This window comes from Nocardioides sp. zg-1308 (assembly GCF_013155375.1).
Lineage (GTDB): Bacteria > Actinomycetota > Actinomycetes > Propionibacteriales > Nocardioidaceae > Nocardioides > Nocardioides renjunii.
Genome location: NZ_JABJQY010000004.1, coordinates 157,285 through 174,385 on the forward strand (window position 1 = coordinate 157,285; position 17,101 = coordinate 174,385).

A 17,101-nucleotide genomic window follows, 5' to 3' on the forward strand; every position below is an offset into this window, starting at 1 on the left:
TGGCGGATCTCCGCCGTGGCAGGAACCCGCCCTTCCGGCGGTCCCGCCGTCTCCGGCTAGAGGATCCGGCGCCGCCGGGCGGCCTCGACGGCCTCCGCGCGGGACCTCGCTCCGAGCTTGCGGAAGGCTGACCGGGTGTGGGACTTCACGGTGTTCGGGGAGAGGTAGAGCTCCCCGGCCACCTCCCGCAGGCTCAGGGGGCCTTGCAGCAGGCGCAGGACGTCGACCTCGCGCGCGGTCAGCTGCTCGCCGCCTCCGCGGCTGCTCGCACCGGCGCCGGTGAGGGACCGGATGGCGGCCAGCCGCGCGCGCACGCCGGCCACGCCGTCGGCGTAGCCGGACACCAGGTCGTCGATCTCGTCGAGCAGCTCGAGCGCGAGTGGGGTGTCACCGCTCAGGGCGGCCACCCGGGCCATGACGGTGAGGTGGTGGATGGTCATCCACGGCGCGTACGTCATGTGCCGGCGCCGGATGGACAACCCTCGCCGGCACGTGGCCATCGCCTCGTCGAGGCGTCCGGCCGAGGCCTGGACCTGCGCGAGCGCCGTCAGGCTGATCGACATCTGGGGCATCTCGTGCATCGCGCGGGCGTCGACGATCGCGGCCGCCAGCTCGGCCGCCTCGCGGCTCCGCTCGTGGTCGCCGCGCTCGTCCTCGATGAACGCCTCCAGCGCGAGACCGTTGACGCGCAGCGTGGCCGGTGCGGCCTCGCACCTCCTCACCTCCGTGAGGAGCGCCATCGCTCCGTCCAGGTCGCCCTCGAGGTACGCGAGGTGGCCCAGCGAGTGCTGGGCGATGGCGTAGCCGCGGGTGCGCGGGTCCGTCTCCAGCTCGACGGCCCGGCGGGCAGCGCGAGCCATGTCGCCCGGTCCGCCGTAGCCGTAGGAGGCGCGCATGAGGGCGACGGCCGACTCGACGGAGTGCGTCCCGTCCGGCAGGGGTCCCACGTCGGCCAGCGGCTCGAGGGCCTGCATGTGCTGGGCCTGGGCCGGTCGGTCGCCCCGCACGGTGGCGAGCCACGCCGCCGTCACGCCCGCTGCTGCGTCGGTGGCGACGACGCGGGGGTCCAGCGCGCGCATCCACGCGCGCACGGTGCCGGAGCGGCCGACGTCGTAGTAGTCGAACCAGTTCTCCTGGATGACGGTCGCCGCCGCCCGGTGGTCACCCGCGTCGACGAGGTGGGCGACCGCGTCGTCGACGTAGCCGTTGGCCCGGAACCACGCCGCGGCCCGCCGGTGCATCTCGGCGACGTCGTCACCGAGCGTCGCCTCGAGCTGGCTGCGCACGACGGCGGCGAACAGGTGGTGGAAGCGGAACCAGGTGCCCGTGTCGTCGAGGGGGACGAGGAACAGGTTCTCCCGCGCCAGCGCGGCGAGCGTGCCGGCCGATCCCGACCGGCCGGCCACGGCGTCGCAGAGGGGCGCGCAGAACCTCTCGAGGATCGAGGCCCGGAGGATCAGGTCGCGCACCGGTGGCGGGTGCTGGCTCAAGACCTCCTCGGTGACGTAGGTGCCGACGAACCGGTTCGCCGTCCGGGCGTGGGGCGCCACCGTGCTGGTGCTGTCATCGTGTGCGCGCAGCAAGACGGAGAGATAGAGCCCCGCCGGCCATCCCTCCGTGTCGTCGACCAGCTCGTCGAGGTCCGCGTCGGGGAGGTCGACGCCTTCCCGGGCGGCGAGCTCGCGAGCCTCGTCCCGGGTGAACGCGAGGTCGTCGGCGCGGAGCTCCGCGAGCCCTCCCGAGGCGCGCAGGCGTCCCAGCCGGAGGCCGGGGTCGGACCGCGACGTGATCACGAGGCTGGTCGACGGGGGCAGGTTCTCGACGAGGAAGCCGACCTGTTCGTGGCACTCGGGCGAGACCAGGACGTGGAAGTCGTCGAGCACCAAGGTGATGCCGTCCGACGTCGCTGCCAGCGCGTTGAGGAGGTGGGGGAGCAGGCGGGTGCGGACGTCGGCGCTCGCGGCGACGAGGAACATGGGCAGGTCGGGAGCGAGGAAGCAGCCGGCGCGCTGCAACGCCGTCGCGATGTGGGCCCACAGCCTGGCCGGGTCGTTGTCCCCGGCGTCGATCGAGACCCACGCCGCGGCACGCTCCCCCCTCCGCGAGGCAAGCCACTGGGCGACGACCGTGGTCTTGCCGTACCCCGCCGGGGCCGCGACGAGCGTCACGCTCCGGCTCACGGAGCGGTCCAGGACGTCGAGGAGCCGAGGGCGTCCGACCCAGCCGTCGCGCGCCGGCGGCCGGTGCAGCTTCGCCTCGAGGAACTGGTCGACCGAGCGGGGCGCGGGCTCGAGGAGCACGACGTGCTCGGGGCGTTCGCTCATGGGGGCACCTTGCGACAGGGGTGCGCGGATGCGGGTGACGTCATCGTAGTCGCCGAGTAGCCTCGGCCCGTGACGGACGTCGCTGGGCCCGTGGAGGACGGCTCGCCGGGAGCGTCCCGGCGCGCTCTGCGCGCGGCGTGCATCGGCAACACCGTGGAGTGGTACGACTTCGCCGTCTTCGGGAGCCTGGCGATCGTCATCACACCGGTCTTCTTCCCCGCGGAGGACAGCACGAGCGTGCTGCTGGCCGCCTTCGCCGTCTACGCCACGGCGTTCCTGATGCGCCCGGTGGGCGCTGTGCTCTTCGGACGGATCGGTGACCTGCGGGGGCGCCGGGTGGTCTTCTCGGCGGTCCTCCTCCTGATGACCGGCGCGACGGTCGCCGTCGGGCTGCTCCCGGGTTACGCCCGGATCGGCGTCCTGGCAAGCGTGCTCGTCGTCGTCCTGCGTGCGCTGCAGGGACTGGCCGCAGGCGGCGAGGCCGGCTTGGCGTCGGTCTTCATCACCGAGCACGCGGCGCCCGGGCGCCGCGGGGCGACGGCTGCCTGGCAGATCGCGACCCAAGGGCTCGGGCTCGCCCTGGGCTTCGGCCTGGCGGCCGTCCTGATCGAGGTCCTCCCCACGGCTGACCATCCGGGCTGGTGGCGGCTCGCGTTCGTCCTCGCGCTGCCGCTGGGCATCGTGGGATTCCTGCTGCGTCGCTCGACGTTGGAGAGCCCGCACTTCGTGGCCCTCGCTCGACGAGGCGCCACCAGCTCGAGCCCGGTCACGAGCCTGTGGCGCGAGCACCGCGACGGCATCGTGGCCGGTTTCGCGCTGGCAGGCACCGGCGCCCTCGCCCTGAACACGATGTTCGTCTTCGTGCCCAACCACGTGGTCGCGACCACAGGTCGCTCGTTGTCGACCGCGCTCATGACCGGGTCATTCGGGCTGGTCACCGCGGCTGGCGCGGCCCTGGCGCTCGGCCGCCTGTCCGACAGGACCGGTCGACGGCCTGTCGTCCTGACGTGCCTCGCCGCTCTGGCCGTCATGGCCGTCCCGATGGCCTGGCTGGCCGCCCGCGGGGGGCTGCTCGCGTTGCTCGCCGTGCAGGTCCTGGCCGGCATCGCCATCGGGGGTGCCCTGTCCGTCGCGATGGTCGCCGAGATGTTCCCGACCGAGGTGCGCGTCACGGGTCTGGCCGTGGCGTCAGGCCTCTCGTCCGCCCTGCTCGGCGGGACCGCCCCGCTCGTCAACCAGTCCGTGGTGGCCGCCACCGGCTTCGAGCTGTTCCCCGGCGTCTACGTGGCCTGTGCTGCGGTCGCCGCCCTGCTCGTCCTCCGCACCTGGCCGGAGACCGCGTTCGCGCCGCTGCGCACTGCGACGGTTGGACGGGCATCCCCCGTCGCAGGGGAGGCCCCGCCGTCCTAGGTGGGCCACCGTGGGGCTCCGGCTCACACAGAGAGAGAGAAGGACGGGCGCTGTGTTCTACACGATCATCTTCGCGGTCTTGGCGGTCCTCATCATCCTCGCGGTGCTGGCACGCCGGAGATAGGTCAGGGGAAGGCAGGAGCGGGGGAGGCCCATCAGCCCGGACTCATCTCCCCGGGTGGGCCATCGCGTCCACCGCGACGGTCACGGCCAGGACGAGGGCGAGGTCCTGGCCGGGAGCGACCTCCACACCGTAGGTGTCGCGGACGCGGAACCACTTCTTGGAGACCTCCGCGACGGTGCCGCTGTCGGACTCGATCTCGTACTCGTGGTCGGCGATGCTCCCGTGGACGCTCCAGTCGTCACCCTCCGTGCGGTCGACCTTCCAGCGCTCGCGGAGGGGGGACACGAGTGCCTTGTGCACGAGGGCGACCTGCTCGCCGTCAGCATCCTCGACAGCCATCGAGTCGCGGATGTGGAGCACGCGCGTCTGGATGCGGTGGACCCGGGTTCCGTGCACGTCCTCGAGGTCGAGCGTGTCGCGCAGTCGCACGGCCTTTCCGTCGACCCGGAGGAACCGGCCGCCGGCCTCGTCCTCGATCCAGTAGTCGTCCCCGATGGAGAGCAGCTTCTGCCGCATCCGGAAGCGGACGGCGGAGCCGCCGCGCCCGAAGACCTCCCGCTTCTCCTGACGCTTCTCCCGCCGGTCGCGCATGGACATGGGCCGTCCCCTCTCGTCGTCGAGGACGACGGTCGTCCTCGCGCAGCGGGCCGACCTCACCCGCGGTGAGTGAGGCGACACCGCCGGGCAAGGCTGGTGCGCGAACACGTCAGTGTCGACGGCACGAGCGGACACCGCTTCGCCCGTTTCCGGTGAGGGGACGGCGGCCCGTGAGCCCTACCGTCGAAGGGCCCCAGCCACCGGCCGGTGGCCGCGGCGAGGTTCCGTCGGAGGAGACCGGATGCGGGGCGACGAGGTGGTGGCGATGACCAGGATGCTCATCCGCGTGGACGGGATCGTGTCGGACGAGCTGGTGAGCGCGTTCCCCCAGCTGTCGGCGCGGGCGCAACGGACCGAGACCACCCTGGTCGGCGACGTGATCGACCAGGAGGAGCTGCAGGGCGTGCTCAACCTGCTCAGCACCCTCGGCATCACGGTCGTGGAGGTCCTGACCATCCCGTCCGACTGACCGGTGCGTTCACCCGTCCCGGGTGACGCTGGTGGGCGCAGTCGTTCCTAGCGTGAGGCCGGTGCCCCACCGACGTCGTCGCACGGATCGTCGCGTCCGTGCCGTGCCCCCTCGGCCGACGGCCGAGCCATGACGGGCGCGGGCGGTTGGATCGTCGGTCTGCTGTCGGCGGCCGTCGCGGTCGCGCACGTCGTCATCTGCGCGCTGGCCCTCGGCGTGCTGCCGGGGAACCGCAAGCCGTCCACGGCCATGGCGTGGCTGATCCTCATCCTCGCGGTGCCCTTCCTCGGCTTCGTGGCGTTCCTGTTCTTCGGCTCGACCTCCGTGGGACGTACGCGTCGGGCGTGGCAGCGGGACGTCAACGCCCGGGTGCTGGACGCCGTCGCGACGCGAGCGCCGGCGGACGCACCCTCGCCAGGGGACCACGACGGACGGGACGCGCCTGTCGGCGCGACCGCCGCCGAGGTCGACGGCCTCGCCCGGCTCAACCGCCACCTCGGTGCCCTGCCGATGGTCGAGGGCAACGAGGTCGAGGTGCTGCCGGACTACCTGGGCAGCATCGAGGCGATGCGCGTCGCGGTGGCCGGCGCGCAGCGGTTCGTCCACGTGGAGTTCTACATCGCCGCCTGGGACGAGGTCACCGACGGGTTCTTCACGGAGCTCGTGGCGGCTGCCGCCCGCGGCGTGGAGGTCCGGCTCCTGTTCGACCACCTCGGCACCCGCGCCGTACCCGGCTACAAGGACTTCCTGAAGCGGCTGGAGGGCACGGGCGTGGCCTGGGCACCGATGCTGCCGATCGGCCTGAGGAAGGGGCAGGTGCGGCGTCCGGACCTCCGCAACCACCGCAAGGTCGTGGTCGTCGACGGACACGTCGGCTTCATCGGGTCCCAGAACCTCATCGAGCCCGGCTACGACGACGAGGGCAACCATCGCCGCGGCCTGACGTACGTCGAGCTCGTCGTGCGCCTCAGCGGCCCGGTCGTGCGCCAGCTCGCTGTGGTGTTCGCGACCGACTGGGTGGCGGAGACGGGCGAGGAGCTGGCGCACACGCTGGGGGAGACCGCCGCCGAGCCGGGGTCGGCGCGAAGCCCGGAGACGGTGGCCGGGGTCGCCTGCCAGGTTGTGCCGTCGGGCCCGGGGTTCGTCACGGAGAACAACCTGCGGCTGTTCAACTCCATGCTCTACTCGGCCCGGGCGAGCGTCTCGGTGACCTCGCCCTACTTCGTGCCCGACGAGACGTTGCTCTACGCCATGACGACCGCGGCGCAGCGCGGCGTCCACGTGGAGCTGTTCGTGTCGGCGGTGGCCGACCAGTTCATGGTCTTCCACGCGCAGCGCTCCTACTACCAGGCGCTGCTGGAGGCCGGCGTGCGCATCTGGCTCTACCCCGAGCCCTACGTGCTGCACGCGAAGTTCTTCACCGTGGACGACGCCCTGGCAGTCGTCGGGTCCTCGAACATGGACTACCGGTCCTTCGCGCTGAACTACGAGTGCGTCGTCCTCGCCTCCAGCCCCGAGCTGGTGACCCGGCTGCGGGTCGTCCAGGACGACTACCGGCGCCTGTCGACCGAGCTGACCGCCGAGGAGTGGTCGCGGCGCGGGTGGCGGGCCGCGTACGTCGACAACCTCATGCGGCTCACCGCCGCGCTGCAGTGACGGGGGACGGTCGTCCTCAGTCGGCCTGCATGAGCCGCTGGCACAGCGCCCAGATGATGAACGCGTCGAAGGCCAGGACCACGATCGCCCACAGGGGGTAGTAGGGCAGGAACGCGAAGTTGCTCAGCGAGCTGACGAACGCGACGCCGATGCCCGCGCTGAGCGCCCACTGGTTGCCAGAGAAGATGCCGACGGCGATGGCGATCGCGAGGGCACCGATCACCAGGTGCACCCATCCCCACGCGGTGATGTCGAAGCTGTACGAGTACTCGCCCCCGAGGACGTAGATGTCGTCGTTGGCGATGGCCGCGATGCCGGCCAGCACCTGCCACACGCCGGTCAGCCCCAGCATGGTCGCGGCGAAGATGGTCCCCCCGCCCGCCACGATCCCCTTCGTCGACGAGTCATGGTCGCGGTGCGCTCGAGTCGTGCTCATCGTTCCTCCAGGTGTTGGACCAGCCGGTCGTCGGCTGCGTACCCCGGACGCTAGGCACGGCGCGGACGTCCCTCCTCACCCGTGACGGAGGAGGTCCTGGGCGGTCGCGTCCTGCGGGCGGCGTGACAGCGCCGGGCCGCTGTTGTGGGAGAGGCGTGGCGCAGAACCCACGCCTGACCCGGAGGGACCGCTGATGTCTGTCTGGCGACGTGCGAGGCCGAGCAGGCCTGGTCCCGCGCGGGCCTAGCCCGCGGGGTGGTCCCCGGCGGCGGCCTCGGCCACCACCTCCCCGGTCAGGCCGTCGACCAGCCGGGTCCCGTCGGCGGCGCCCCGCAACGCCCGCACCGCGATGGCCCGCCGGCTGAAGGACTGTCCCTCGATGCCCTCGTCGGGTGAGCTGACGACCCAACGCCGGGCCGGTCGCCCGTCGCGAGCCGGGCGCTCCGGCTCGGGGTCGCGGTCGGACAGGGCGACGTAGTCGCCGTGGAGCGCCTCGGCGAGGCGAGCGGCCCGCACCCGACCGATCCCCGGGTGCCCGCGGAGGCCGTCGGGGGCGGCCGCCGCCACGGCCGCGAGGCTGCCGTAGCCGGCGAGGAGGCTCCGGGCCATGACGGTGCTGATGCCGGGCACGACGGAGAGCATCGCCTCCGCCTGCGCCGACGGGTGCCGCGGGGCGCGACGCGGTCCCTCCCCGCGCACCGTGGGAGCGGTGCGCCGGGCGCGCTTGGCCAGCCGCGCGATCCACGCCGCGCTGTCCTCGGCGTCCAGGCTGTGCAGGACGGTGAAGCCGTCCTCGACCAGCCGGCAGACGGCGCCGCGCCACGCGTCCTCGGCGATGCGCGGCTCGCCCTCGACGAGCAGCACCGCCTGCGGGAACGCTGACTGGATGCGCTCGGCCTGGTCGAAGATGCGCCCGTCGCGGATGGAGGCACCCAGGTCGGCCGGTCCCTTGCGCTCGACGGCCAGGCCGGGACCCAGGACGTAGTCGCCCACCGGCAGGTCCGTGAGCTGCACGTCCAGGCCGGCCGCGACCAGGGCGTCGGGGATCGAGCTGGCCCGCTCGCGGTGGTCGACCAGCACCGGACCCGTTGCGACCACGCTCCGACGCTACCTCGCGGGTGACCCGCATCCGTCGGGGCACCCGGCGGGGGCGTCAAGGATGCGTCAAGGGCGGGGGCTCGCGGAGGGCACGCCCCCGATGCTCGAGCGGTGTCCACCACCATTCCCCGTCCTTCCACCCCCGCCTCCTCACCGGCCTCCTCCGCCACCGCTCCTGACGACCACCGCGGCAGCAGCTGGTGGCGAGTGATGTGCCTGACCGGCGTCGACTACTTCTCGACCCTCGGCTACCAGCCCGGGATCGCGGCGCTCGCCGCCGGGCTGCTGAGCCCGCTCGCCACCGTGGTCCTCGTGCTGCTGACCCTGCTCGGGGCGCTGCCGGTCTACCGGCGGGTGGCCGAGGAGAGCCCCCACGGCGAGGGCTCGATCGCGATGCTCGAGCGGCTCATGGGCTTCTGGAAGGGCAAGCTCTTCGTCCTGGTCCTGCTCGGGTTCGCCGCCACGGACTTCGTCATCACCATGACGCTGTCCGCGGCCGACGCGACCGCACACCTCGTGGAGAACCCGAACCTCGAGAGCGTCCTGCACGGGCACGAGCTGGGGATCACGATCGTGCTCCTCGCGCTCCTCGGCGGCGTGTTCCTCCGGGGCTTCCGCGAGGCGATCGGGGTCGCGGTCGTCCTGGTCGGCACCTACCTCTCGCTCAACCTCGTGGTGATCGCCGTCAGCACCTGGCAGATCATCCGCGACCCCTCAGTGGTGGGGGACTGGACCAGCGCCCTGACCGAGCAGCACGGCAGCCCGGTGATGATGGTGGCCGTCGCACTCCTGGTCTTCCCCAAGCTGGCGCTCGGGATGTCGGGGTTCGAGACGGGCGTCGCCGTCATGCCCCTGGTGCGAGGCGACGCCAGCGACACGGAGGCGGCGCCGCGTGGGCGGGTCCGGGAGACCAAGAAGCTGCTGACCGTCGCGGCGCTGACGATGAGCGGCTTCCTCGTCAGCAGCTCGTTCGTGACGACGCTGCTCATCCCCGCCGCGGAGTTCGAGGACGGCGGCGAGGCCAACGGGCGGGCGCTGGCCTACCTGGCCCACGCGCACCTGGGCAACGCGTTCGGCACGACGTACGACGCCGCGACGATCGCCATCCTCTGGTTCGCCGGGGCGTCGGCGATGGCGGGCCTGCTCAACCTCATCCCGCGCTACCTGCCGCGCTACGGGATGGCTCCGACGTGGACGCGCGCCACCCGCCCGCTCGTCCTGGTCCTCACGGGCACGGCCTTCCTCATCACCTGGCTCTTCGACGCCGACGTCGACGCGCAGGCGGGCGCCTACGCCACGGGCGTGCTCATGCTGTTCACCAGCGCCGGGGTCGCGGTGACGCTTGCTGCGCGCCGCGCCGGTCAGCGCGCCTGGGCGACGGCGTTCGCGGCCATCACCGCGGTGTTCGCCTACACGACGGCGGTCAACGTCTGGGAACGACCCGACGGCATCAGGATCGGCGCGTGCTTCATCGCCGCCATCGTGGCCGTGTCGCTGCTGTCCCGGCTGCGCCGCGCCTTCGAGCTGCGCGTCACCGACGTCGAGCTCGACGCGACCAGCCAGGTCTTCGTCCGGGACTGCGCCCGCCGCACCATCCGGCTCGTCGCGCACGAGTCCGGACACCGCGGGGCCGCCGAGTACGCCGCCAAGGTCGAGCAGGTGAGGAGGGACCTGGACCTGCCGACGGACCCCGACATCGTCTTCGTCGAGGTGGTGGTCTCCGATCCCAGCGACTTCGAGAGCCGCCTGCTGGTGCGGGGCGAGGTCCTGCACGGTCGCCACCGCGTCATGACGGTCGAGTCCTCCAGCGTGGCCAACGCGCTCGCGGCCCTCCTCCTGCACGTGCGCGACGTGTCCGGCGTGGTCCCGCACATCCACATCGACTGGACCGAGGGCAACCCGGTCAAGCAGATGCTGCGCTTCCTGCTCTTCGGCAACGGCGAGGTCGCCCCGGTCACCCGCGAGGTGCTCCGGCGAGCGGAGCCCGACGTGGCGAGGCGTCCCCGCGTCCATGCGGGCTGAGCGGATGATGGAGGGTGTGCACATGTCCGTCAGCAGCGACGAGCCGAGGGCGGGTGCCCTGGGCCGCCGCCGGGTCCTCGGCGGGTGGCTGCTCGCGGGCCCCGGCTCCGTCGCACTGACCGCGGTGCTGCTCGGCAGCCAGGACCCCGACGGACCGGCGCTGCAGACCATGCTGTTCCTCGCCCTCGCCGTGGCGTGCGCCCTCGTCGGTGGTCGGTGGCCGGCACTCGCGGCGTCGGCGCTCGGCGCGATGTCGCTGAACTACTACTTCACCGAGCCCGTCCAGACCCTGCGCATCGCCTCGGCGTCGAACGTCGTGGCGCTGGTCGTCTTCGTCGCGGTGTCGGTGGCCGTCGCCTCGGTCGTGGACTCGGCGGCCCGCCGCCGTGAGCAGGCCTCGCAGGCCCGCCGCGAGGCCGCGACCCTCGCGATGCTCAACCGGCGGGTCCTGGGCGGGGACTACGACGTCGCGCGGCTGCTCGACCTCGTCGGCGAGCACTTCGCGCCCAGCGTCGCCGAGCTGGTCGACGCGCAGGCGCCGTTCGACCGCGACGACAGCGTGGCGCCTGTCTCGTCCCGACAGGTCCTGGTGCTTCGCGGCCGGCGCGCGGACGACGCCGAGCAGCGCGTGCTCGCCGCGTTCGCCACCCACATCGGCGTCCTCGGCGAACGCGAGGAGCTGGCCCGCCAGACGCAGGCCGCCCGCGAGCTCGAGGCCGGCAACCGCACCCGGACGGCCCTGCTGGCGGCGGTCTCCCACGACCTGCGTACGCCGCTCGCCGGCATCCAGGCCGCCGCGGGCACCCTCCTGCGCAACGGCGACCGCCTCACGGGCGACGACCGCACGTCGCTCCTGACGGCGATCGCCGCCAGCACCACCCGGCTGACCTCGATCGTGGCCGACCTGCTGGACATGAGCCGCCTCCAGACCGGGGCCGTCGAGCCGGTCCTGGCGGCTGTCGACCCGGTGGGCGTCCTCACCCGCGTGCTCGCCGACCTCGAGGCGGCCGGACGCGTCGACGTCGTCGGACCGATGCCGCACGTGCGCGCCGATGCCGGGCTCCTGGAGCGGGTGCTGGCCAACCTCGTGGGCAACGCGCTGCGCCACACGGACGGACCCGTGGAGGTCTGTGCGACCGCGCACCACGAGCGGGTCCGGCTCGCGGTCGTCGACCACGGTCCCGGGGTGGCGGACACCGACCGGCCGCGCATGTTCGAGCCGTTCCAGCAGGTCGGCGACCACGGCCACCGTGACGGCGTAGGCCTCGGGCTCGCCGTGGCCCGCGGCCTCGCGGAGGCCCAGGGCGGGGCGCTCGAGGCCGGGACGACGCCGGGCGGTGGCCTGACGATGGTCGTCGAGCTGGGGGCCGCCCGGTGAGGATCCTGCTGGTCGAGGACGACCTGGTCCTGCGCACGACGCTGGCCATCGGGCTGCGGGCCGAGGACCACGAGGTGCTCGTCGCCGCCGACGGTCGCACGGCCCTGGACGCGCTGCGCGAGGACGCGCCCGACCTCGTCGTCCTCGACCTGGGACTTCCCGACATCCCGGGCCTCGAGGTCCTGCAGTCCCTGCGGACGTGGAGCCGGCTGCCCGTCATCGTCCTCTCCGCCCGGACCGACTCGCAGGACAAGGTCGGTGCGCTCGACGCCGGTGCCGACGACTACGTCACGAAGCCGTTCGGCGTCGACGAGCTGCACGCCCGGATCCGCTCGGCCGGCCGACGTGGTGCCGTCACCGCGGCGCCGGTGGTCACCGAGCACCTGCGGATCGACGTGGCCGCCCGGCAGGCCAGCCGGGACGGCGCGCCCGTGCGGCTCACCCCCACCGAGTGGGCGATCCTCGAGGTGCTGCTGCGACACCCCGGACGGCTGGTCGGCCGCGCCGACCTCCTCCACGAGGTGTGGGGCCCCGCCTACGACCGCGAGACGAACTACCTGCGCACCTACATGGCGACGCTCCGCAAGAAGCTCGAGGTCGACCCCTCCCGCCCGGTGCACCTGGTCACCGAGCCGGGCCTGGGGCACCGGTTCACGCTCGAGCCCGGCGCGTAGCCGCGGGCGTGACCGCTTGCGTCAGGGCGCCCGGTCGTGCGGCACGTCGCAGGTCGCCACGGCCCGGGAGGTGTTGCCCGCGAGATCGTCGGCGGTCGCGACCATGGCGTACGTGCGCCCGTCGCCGCGCCCGTCCCGAGCGGCCCGCACCGCGACCCGTCCGCCGTCCCTGACGACGGCCCCCGGACGGAGGGGCTCGTCCGCCGTCACGTCAAGGCCGACCGCGGCCAGCCCGGACCGGGCGTCGCTGCCGGTGACGTCGGCCACCTGCACCAGGCGATGGTCCGGCGGCCACAGGACGCACGGCTGCTGCGGCATCCCGACGATCGTCGGTGGCGTGCGGTCGATGCGCACCTCCACGTGCTCCGGGACGCCGGCGGTGCCCAGGAGGTCGACCGCCCAGAAGGTCACGCGGTGGACACCCTCCTCGGTGAGCGGCGGCAGGACCAGCTCGGGGCCGGGATCGACGACGGCCATGGGCGGGAGGCCGCCGCCCCGTTCCACGATCGCTCGGATCTCCCGCACCCCGACGCCGTCGTCGGTGGCCGTGACGGCCACCGAGACGTCGCTCCGGTTCCATCCGGCAGCGTTGGGCCCGGGGGTCACGGCGTGCGCCGTCGTCGGCGCTGCGGTGTCCTGCGGGGCGGGGTAGGGCGGCGGTGTGACCTGCCCGATGCCGGTGAAGTCGACGTGCACGAGCCGGTGGCCCGGCAGCTCGGTGAGCTCGTCGCGGACGACCCGCGTCTCCGCAGCGGCGTCGTACCAGTAGGGCTCGGCCTCGGCCGTCAGCGCGGTGCCCGTCGGGAAGGCGTAGTGGAGCCGCGCAGGCCGCCCCTCCAGGGCACGGCCGTGCAGGTACATCACCAGGGCGTGCTCGCTGACGTGGTACATGTTCTTGCCGAACCCGGTCTTGCGCAGGTCCTGGACGACGGGATCACGAGCGGGGCGGACGTACGTCTCCCGGACCGGCGACCCCCGGTCCACGAACACGTCCAGCCAGCTCCGCGCGCTGGTGGCCAGCCACTCCCGATGCGCGAAGTCGTCCCCGAGGTCGAGGGAGGCGAGCGTCTGGTCGGCCTCGTCGTGGACCCACCACTCGCTGTCGCGTTCCACCGCGGTCGGCTCCGCGCCGGTCCGTGCCTGGTTCCACCGGGCGGCGGGGCCGTCCCAGGCCCGGTGCAGGAGCACCGAGAGGTCGCCCGCAAGACCCGACCAGGGGCGGTCGGGAAACACCATGTTGGCGTTGAGGATGAGCTCCTGGCTCTTGACGGAGTGCCCGAAGTCGGTCTGCTGGGCGTTGAAGCGCCCGACGCGTGCGGTGCGGCCCCAGAACCACCACGACTCCGGGCCGGCGCCTCGGTGCCGCGCCACCAGCTGCTCGGTCACGAGGCGGAGGTCGTCGCGGAACTGCTGGCGCCGGGCAGGGTCGCTCAACACGTCGATGTTCGGCAGCAGCAGCGCCGAGCCGGGCACGAGGTAGTTGGTGATGTCGCCGCCGTTGCCCCCCGTGTCCACCTCCGTGGACTGTGTGAAGTCCACGGCGTCCTTGATGCGGGAGGTCTCGGCGTCGTAGTAGCGCTCGAAGAGGAGGTCCCGGACGGCGAGGAGGTCGGCCTCCACTGCCGGGTCCCGGGTGACGTTGTAGTACATGCCGAAGGCGAGGCCCAACGACGCGAGGTCGAAGACCTCCTTGCGTGCGAAGCGGTCGGCCGGAGCGCCGTTCACGTCCAGCACCCCGAACCAGCCACCGTGGACGGTGTCGCGAGCGTGCGCGTTGATCCAGTCGATGCCTGCCTTGGCGTAGGTGAGGTAACGCGCCTCCCCGGTGAGCAGGAAGGCGACCGAGTAGCCGTAGACGCCACGGGCGAGGGTCGGGAGGCCGCGCTGGCTCCGGACCGGGGGGTCGGTCAGGAGCTCACCGTCGCGGCCGCGCCAGGACGGGAAGTTGCCCACCGGAACGCCGAGGGCGGACGGGGTGTCCCAGTAGGGGAGCAGGTCCTCGCGGTGGTGTTCCAGCCATGTGTCGCCGCCGAGCACACCCGGTTCCGCCTCCACGGCCGACTCGGCTGCCGGCGCGTCGACTGCAGTCGTGCCCGGTCCTACGGCGAGGCCGGCAGCCAGTGCCAGTCCGCAGAGGAGCGCGGTTGGGACGCTGGTGCTTGCCGTCGTCATGAGGACGCCTCCAGGTGCCGAGATTCCCCACTATGCGCCCCTCCGCCAGGAGCGGACCCCATGGGCTAGACCGCTGGCCTGTGGCAGGCGTGCGCGGCTCAGGCGAAGGGGTTGGGCAGGGCTCCGGGGAGACCGGCGAGCAGCTCCCGCGCCCGTGCCGCGTGCTTGTGCTCGACCAGGACCTCGTACCTGGTGGCGACGACCTGCGTCACCGAGGAGAAGTCGCGCTGGCCACGGGTGAAGGCGTAGCCGATGAGCGCCCAGACCAGCCCGAACGTCGCTCCGAAGAAGGCCGTGCTGAGCAGCACCTGCCAGGTGTCGGACGTGGTGAAGAGCGCGAAGATGAGGCCGACGAAGACGCCGAACCACAGGCCGGACAGGATGCCGCCGAGGGCGACACGGCCCCAGGTCAGTCGGCCGGTGATGCGCTCGATGCGCTTGAGGTCGGTGCCGACGATCATCAGGTGCTCGACCGGGAACTCCTGGTCGGCGAGGAAGTCGACGCTCTTCTGCGCGGCCGCGTAGTCGTCGTAGACCGCGAGCGACTGCGGGAACTGGAGCTTGAGGGGCGAGGACGGGGCGGCACCGGGGGTGGACATGCTCATGCGTCCCAGTGTGCACGCACCATGTCGAGAAGACGCCGTGCCCGCGAGCCACGTATGGGACGGCACCTCGTGGGCACCGTGCGGCCACGGTCGTCAGGCCCGCCGGAGGCTGCGGGTCACCGACCGGGCTCCGCGGCTCAAGAAGCGGGCCGCGGAGCCACCCGCCACGGACGGTGTCGCCCGCCGGGCGTCACGGGCGGGGCGGGAGCGCCCGGGTCCGGGCGATCTCCTCGGCGAGGTCGACGACCTTGCGGTTGGACTCCATGGACATGCGGCGGAGGTAGTCGAACGCGGCGTCGGCGTCGATGTCGAGCGTGCTCATCAAGATGCCCTGCGCGCGCCCGATCGTCAGGCGGTTGTGCATGGCGATGCTGAGGTGCTCGATCTCCCGACCGGCGGACAGCGTCACCGCGAGGTGACCGGCCACCGCCTGGGCGCTGGCCAGGTCGTCGGCGTCGAAGCGACGACCGATGTCGGCGTAGAGGCTGAGCGCACCGTAGGAGTGCTGGTCGGTGTAGACGAGCAGCGACATCATCGATCCCACCCCCAGCTCGGTGTGGACCCGCTGCGCCCAGGTCGGGTAGCGGCGGGCGGTGGCCAGGTCGGGGATGACGAGCGTGTCCTGGTCGCGCGTCACGTCGAGGCAGGGGCCCTCGCCGAGCTCGGACTGCAGCTCGTTGGCCCGCTGCACCACGTCGTCGCTGCCGACGCGCGTGAGCACGCCGCCCCTCTGGTTCACGGTGAGGCCGGCATGGTCGCAGCTCGTGACCAGCGACACGGTCGAGTCGACCGCGAGCTGGAGGCGCGTGGACTCGTCCGGGGCGGCCGCGAGGGCGCGCGTCAGGCGTGTGAACTCGTCCAGGCGCGGGGCCGTCTCCCTCACGTCACTCTCTCCCTCGTCGCGCGCGACGTCCGTGGCACCGGTGCTCACGGTGCACGGCCCCTGTTTACATCATAAACGGGTCGGCCGACACCCCGCGACGCCGGCGACCGCGCACGAGGTCCGGGCGCGCGACCCGCGAGCCCGGTGCTCAGCCCCTGATGTGGGCGTTGCGATCGACGGTCATCCGGTCGAGGAGCGCCTCGAGCGCCTCCTCGAACTCGACGGCGGAGCGGTCCTCGGACAGAGGCTTCCGCAGGCGGGACACGGTGGGGTAATCGGCCGTCCCGGGCTCACCGGTCTGGTCGTCCAGGACGTCCAGCGGCCCCACGTCCGCACCGTGCACGGCGACCTCGAGGAGGAGGTGGCCCAGCAGGAAGCTGGTGTAGGCCCGGTAGCCGTCGATGGCGGCGTCGTCGCTGAAGCCTTCGGCGAGCAGTCCGGACAGAAAGGTCTCGACCCACTCCAGGCTGCGCAGCGGCGGGCGGAGCCACGGGGCCTCCGCCGGGCGCGAGGCGACCAGTGGGAAGGCCTTGGGGTGCGCCAGTGCCATGCGGCGGACGCCGTGCGCCATGCGCTGCAGGAAGTCCTGCCAGCCGTCGCGCGGCTCGTCGAGGACGACGTCGTCGGCGCGCACCTGGGCCACCAGGTCTTCCACGACGGCGTCGAGGAGGTCCTCCTTGCTGGGGACGTAGCGGTAGAGCGCCATCGCCTCCACGCCGAGCTGCTCACCGAGGCGGCGCATCGTCAGTCCGGGCAGGCCCTGGGCGTCGATGTAGTCGAGGGCCGCATCGACGATGCGTTGCCGGCTCAGCGGCACGCGGCCGGACGGGGGCGGCTCGTCGTTCACGGCCGCGAGGTCCGCGTCCGGGTAGTCCTGTGCCATGGCAACACCCCCTTGTCGCCGAACACTAGCGCGGGGACCGCCGCCCGCACGTCGCCTCGGCGGATGACCTCAGAAGCGGGTACGACCGACGACGCGCGCCAGCTTGAAGAACGCGGCCGCCGTCGCCGCGAAGGCGCCGAGCGCCGTCAGCACCGCCCAGCCCTCCGTCGCCTGGCGCCAGGTGAGCTCGTTCCTGGTGAGGAACGCCCACGTGCTGGCCGCGGGTGTGGGAGACGTGCTGGGGGCTGCCATCGGGACCGTCCTCGAGCCGGAGACTTTACGTCGTAAACACTGCCTCCTCGGACGCGGGTGCGCAAGGGGGCTCAGGCACGAGCCCCCCGTCTCCGCGACGAGCGCAGGTCTCGACCCG

General features: G+C 72.8%; 15 protein-coding genes. 6 read left to right on the forward strand and 9 right to left on the reverse strand.

Annotated elements, in window-relative coordinates; genetic code table 11:
* Positions 1 to 56: 56 nt before the first annotated feature.
* On the reverse strand, positions 57 to 2,324 hold the full coding sequence (locus HN031_RS21630) for a LuxR C-terminal-related transcriptional regulator (RefSeq protein WP_172272126.1): 2,268 nt from the start codon (positions 2,322 to 2,324) through the stop codon (positions 57 to 59).
* A gap of 69 nt (positions 2,325 to 2,393) precedes the next feature.
* On the opposite strand from HN031_RS21630, the gene HN031_RS15745 reads away from it, so the two are divergent.
* Positions 2,394 to 3,734 (forward strand): MFS transporter, encoded by a 1,341-nt coding sequence (locus HN031_RS15745; RefSeq protein ID WP_172272128.1) that lies wholly within the window; start codon positions 2,394 to 2,396, stop codon positions 3,732 to 3,734.
* A 166-nt stretch (positions 3,735 to 3,900) separates the two neighbouring features.
* On the opposite strand, the gene HN031_RS15750 is transcribed toward HN031_RS15745, so the two are convergent.
* The gene (locus HN031_RS15750; protein WP_172272130.1) at positions 3,901 to 4,455 is read right to left on the reverse strand and encodes an LURP-one-related/scramblase family protein; all 555 of its coding nucleotides are present in this window, start codon (positions 4,453 to 4,455) and stop codon (positions 3,901 to 3,903) included.
* Between the two features lie 241 nt (positions 4,456 to 4,696).
* On the opposite strand from HN031_RS15750, the gene HN031_RS15755 reads away from it, so the two are divergent.
* Both HN031_RS15755 and cls read left to right on the forward strand, forming a co-directional pair.
* Positions 4,697 to 4,924: a hypothetical protein gene (locus HN031_RS15755; protein WP_172272132.1), complete on the forward strand. Its 228-nt coding sequence runs from the start codon at positions 4,697 to 4,699 to the stop codon at positions 4,922 to 4,924.
* 129 nt (positions 4,925 to 5,053) lie between these two features.
* Entirely contained in the window at positions 5,054 to 6,580 is a 1,527-nt protein-coding gene (gene cls, locus HN031_RS15760; protein ID WP_172272135.1) for a cardiolipin synthase, read from the forward strand.
* Between the two features lie 16 nt (positions 6,581 to 6,596).
* Here the strand turns inward: cls and HN031_RS15765 are convergent, their stop codons facing one another.
* The gene (locus HN031_RS15765; RefSeq protein WP_172272138.1) at positions 6,597 to 7,016 is read right to left on the reverse strand and encodes a hypothetical protein; all 420 of its coding nucleotides are present in this window, start codon (positions 7,014 to 7,016) and stop codon (positions 6,597 to 6,599) included.
* Positions 7,017 to 7,259: 243 nt separating this feature from the next.
* Positions 7,260 to 8,114: an ERCC4 domain-containing protein gene (locus HN031_RS15770; RefSeq protein WP_172272141.1), complete on the reverse strand. Its 855-nt coding sequence runs from the start codon at positions 8,112 to 8,114 to the stop codon at positions 7,260 to 7,262.
* 111 nt (positions 8,115 to 8,225) lie between these two features.
* Here HN031_RS15770 and HN031_RS15775 point away from each other — a divergent pair, with 111 nt between their 5' ends.
* From HN031_RS15775 to HN031_RS15785, 3 genes are read left to right on the forward strand one after another with little or no spacing between them, the layout of a single operon-like run.
* Positions 8,226 to 10,136 carry an amino acid transporter gene (locus tag HN031_RS15775; RefSeq protein WP_367650785.1) on the forward strand — a complete coding sequence of 637 codons (1,911 nt, stop codon included), beginning with the start codon at positions 8,226 to 8,228 and terminating at the stop codon, positions 10,134 to 10,136.
* Positions 10,137 to 10,158: 22 nt separating this feature from the next.
* Positions 10,159 to 11,514 (forward strand): DUF4118 domain-containing protein, encoded by a 1,356-nt coding sequence (locus HN031_RS15780; RefSeq protein WP_172272144.1) that lies wholly within the window; start codon positions 10,159 to 10,161, stop codon positions 11,512 to 11,514.
* On the forward strand, positions 11,511 to 12,188 hold the full coding sequence (locus tag HN031_RS15785; protein ID WP_322919131.1) for a response regulator transcription factor: 678 nt from the start codon (positions 11,511 to 11,513) through the stop codon (positions 12,186 to 12,188). The genes HN031_RS15780 and HN031_RS15785 overlap by 4 nt, the downstream gene beginning before the upstream one ends.
* A gap of 21 nt (positions 12,189 to 12,209) precedes the next feature.
* On the opposite strand, the gene HN031_RS15790 is transcribed toward HN031_RS15785, so the two are convergent.
* From HN031_RS15790 to HN031_RS15810, 5 genes are all read right to left on the reverse strand, one after another.
* Positions 12,210 to 14,360 (reverse strand): AGE family epimerase/isomerase, encoded by a 2,151-nt coding sequence (locus HN031_RS15790; protein WP_172272147.1) that lies wholly within the window; start codon positions 14,358 to 14,360, stop codon positions 12,210 to 12,212.
* 98 nt (positions 14,361 to 14,458) lie between these two features.
* On the reverse strand, positions 14,459 to 14,965 hold the full coding sequence (locus tag HN031_RS15795; RefSeq protein ID WP_172272150.1) for a general stress protein: 507 nt from the start codon (positions 14,963 to 14,965) through the stop codon (positions 14,459 to 14,461).
* A gap of 190 nt (positions 14,966 to 15,155) precedes the next feature.
* Positions 15,156 to 15,848: a GAF and ANTAR domain-containing protein gene (locus tag HN031_RS15800; protein WP_172272153.1), complete on the reverse strand. Its 693-nt coding sequence runs from the start codon at positions 15,846 to 15,848 to the stop codon at positions 15,156 to 15,158.
* A 148-nt stretch (positions 15,849 to 15,996) separates the two neighbouring features.
* The gene (locus HN031_RS15805; RefSeq protein ID WP_172272156.1) at positions 15,997 to 16,731 is read right to left on the reverse strand and encodes a TetR/AcrR family transcriptional regulator C-terminal domain-containing protein; all 735 of its coding nucleotides are present in this window, start codon (positions 16,729 to 16,731) and stop codon (positions 15,997 to 15,999) included.
* A 69-nt stretch (positions 16,732 to 16,800) separates the two neighbouring features.
* Positions 16,801 to 16,983, reverse strand: coding sequence for a hypothetical protein (locus tag HN031_RS15810; protein WP_172272159.1), 183 nt, complete (start codon positions 16,981 to 16,983; stop codon positions 16,801 to 16,803).
* Positions 16,984 to 17,101 lie beyond the last annotated feature (118 nt).

What these genes read in the sequence shown, in the direction of transcription:
- HN031_RS21630 (WP_172272126.1), bottom strand. Translation starts at nt 2,324, where the DNA reads ATGAGCGAACGCCCCGAGCACGTCGTGCTCCTCGAGCCCGCGCCCCGC.
- HN031_RS15750 (WP_172272130.1), bottom strand. Translation starts at nt 4,455, where the DNA reads ATGTCCATGCGCGACCGGCGGGAGAAGCGTCAGGAGAAGCGGGAGGTC.
- HN031_RS15755 (WP_172272132.1), top strand. Translation starts at nt 4,697, where the DNA reads ATGCGGGGCGACGAGGTGGTGGCGATGACCAGGATGCTCATCCGCGTG.
- cls (WP_172272135.1), top strand. Translation starts at nt 5,054, where the DNA reads ATGACGGGCGCGGGCGGTTGGATCGTCGGTCTGCTGTCGGCGGCCGTC.
- HN031_RS15765 (WP_172272138.1), bottom strand. Translation starts at nt 7,016, where the DNA reads ATGAGCACGACTCGAGCGCACCGCGACCATGACTCGTCGACGAAGGGG.
- HN031_RS15780 (WP_172272144.1), top strand. Translation starts at nt 10,159, where the DNA reads ATGTCCGTCAGCAGCGACGAGCCGAGGGCGGGTGCCCTGGGCCGCCGC.
- HN031_RS15790 (WP_172272147.1), bottom strand. Translation starts at nt 14,360, where the DNA reads ATGACGACGGCAAGCACCAGCGTCCCAACCGCGCTCCTCTGCGGACTG.
- HN031_RS15795 (WP_172272150.1), bottom strand. Translation starts at nt 14,965, where the DNA reads ATGAGCATGTCCACCCCCGGTGCCGCCCCGTCCTCGCCCCTCAAGCTC.
- HN031_RS15805 (WP_172272156.1), bottom strand. Translation starts at nt 16,731, where the DNA reads ATGGCACAGGACTACCCGGACGCGGACCTCGCGGCCGTGAACGACGAG.
- HN031_RS15810 (WP_172272159.1), bottom strand. Translation starts at nt 16,983, where the DNA reads ATGGCAGCCCCCAGCACGTCTCCCACACCCGCGGCCAGCACGTGGGCG.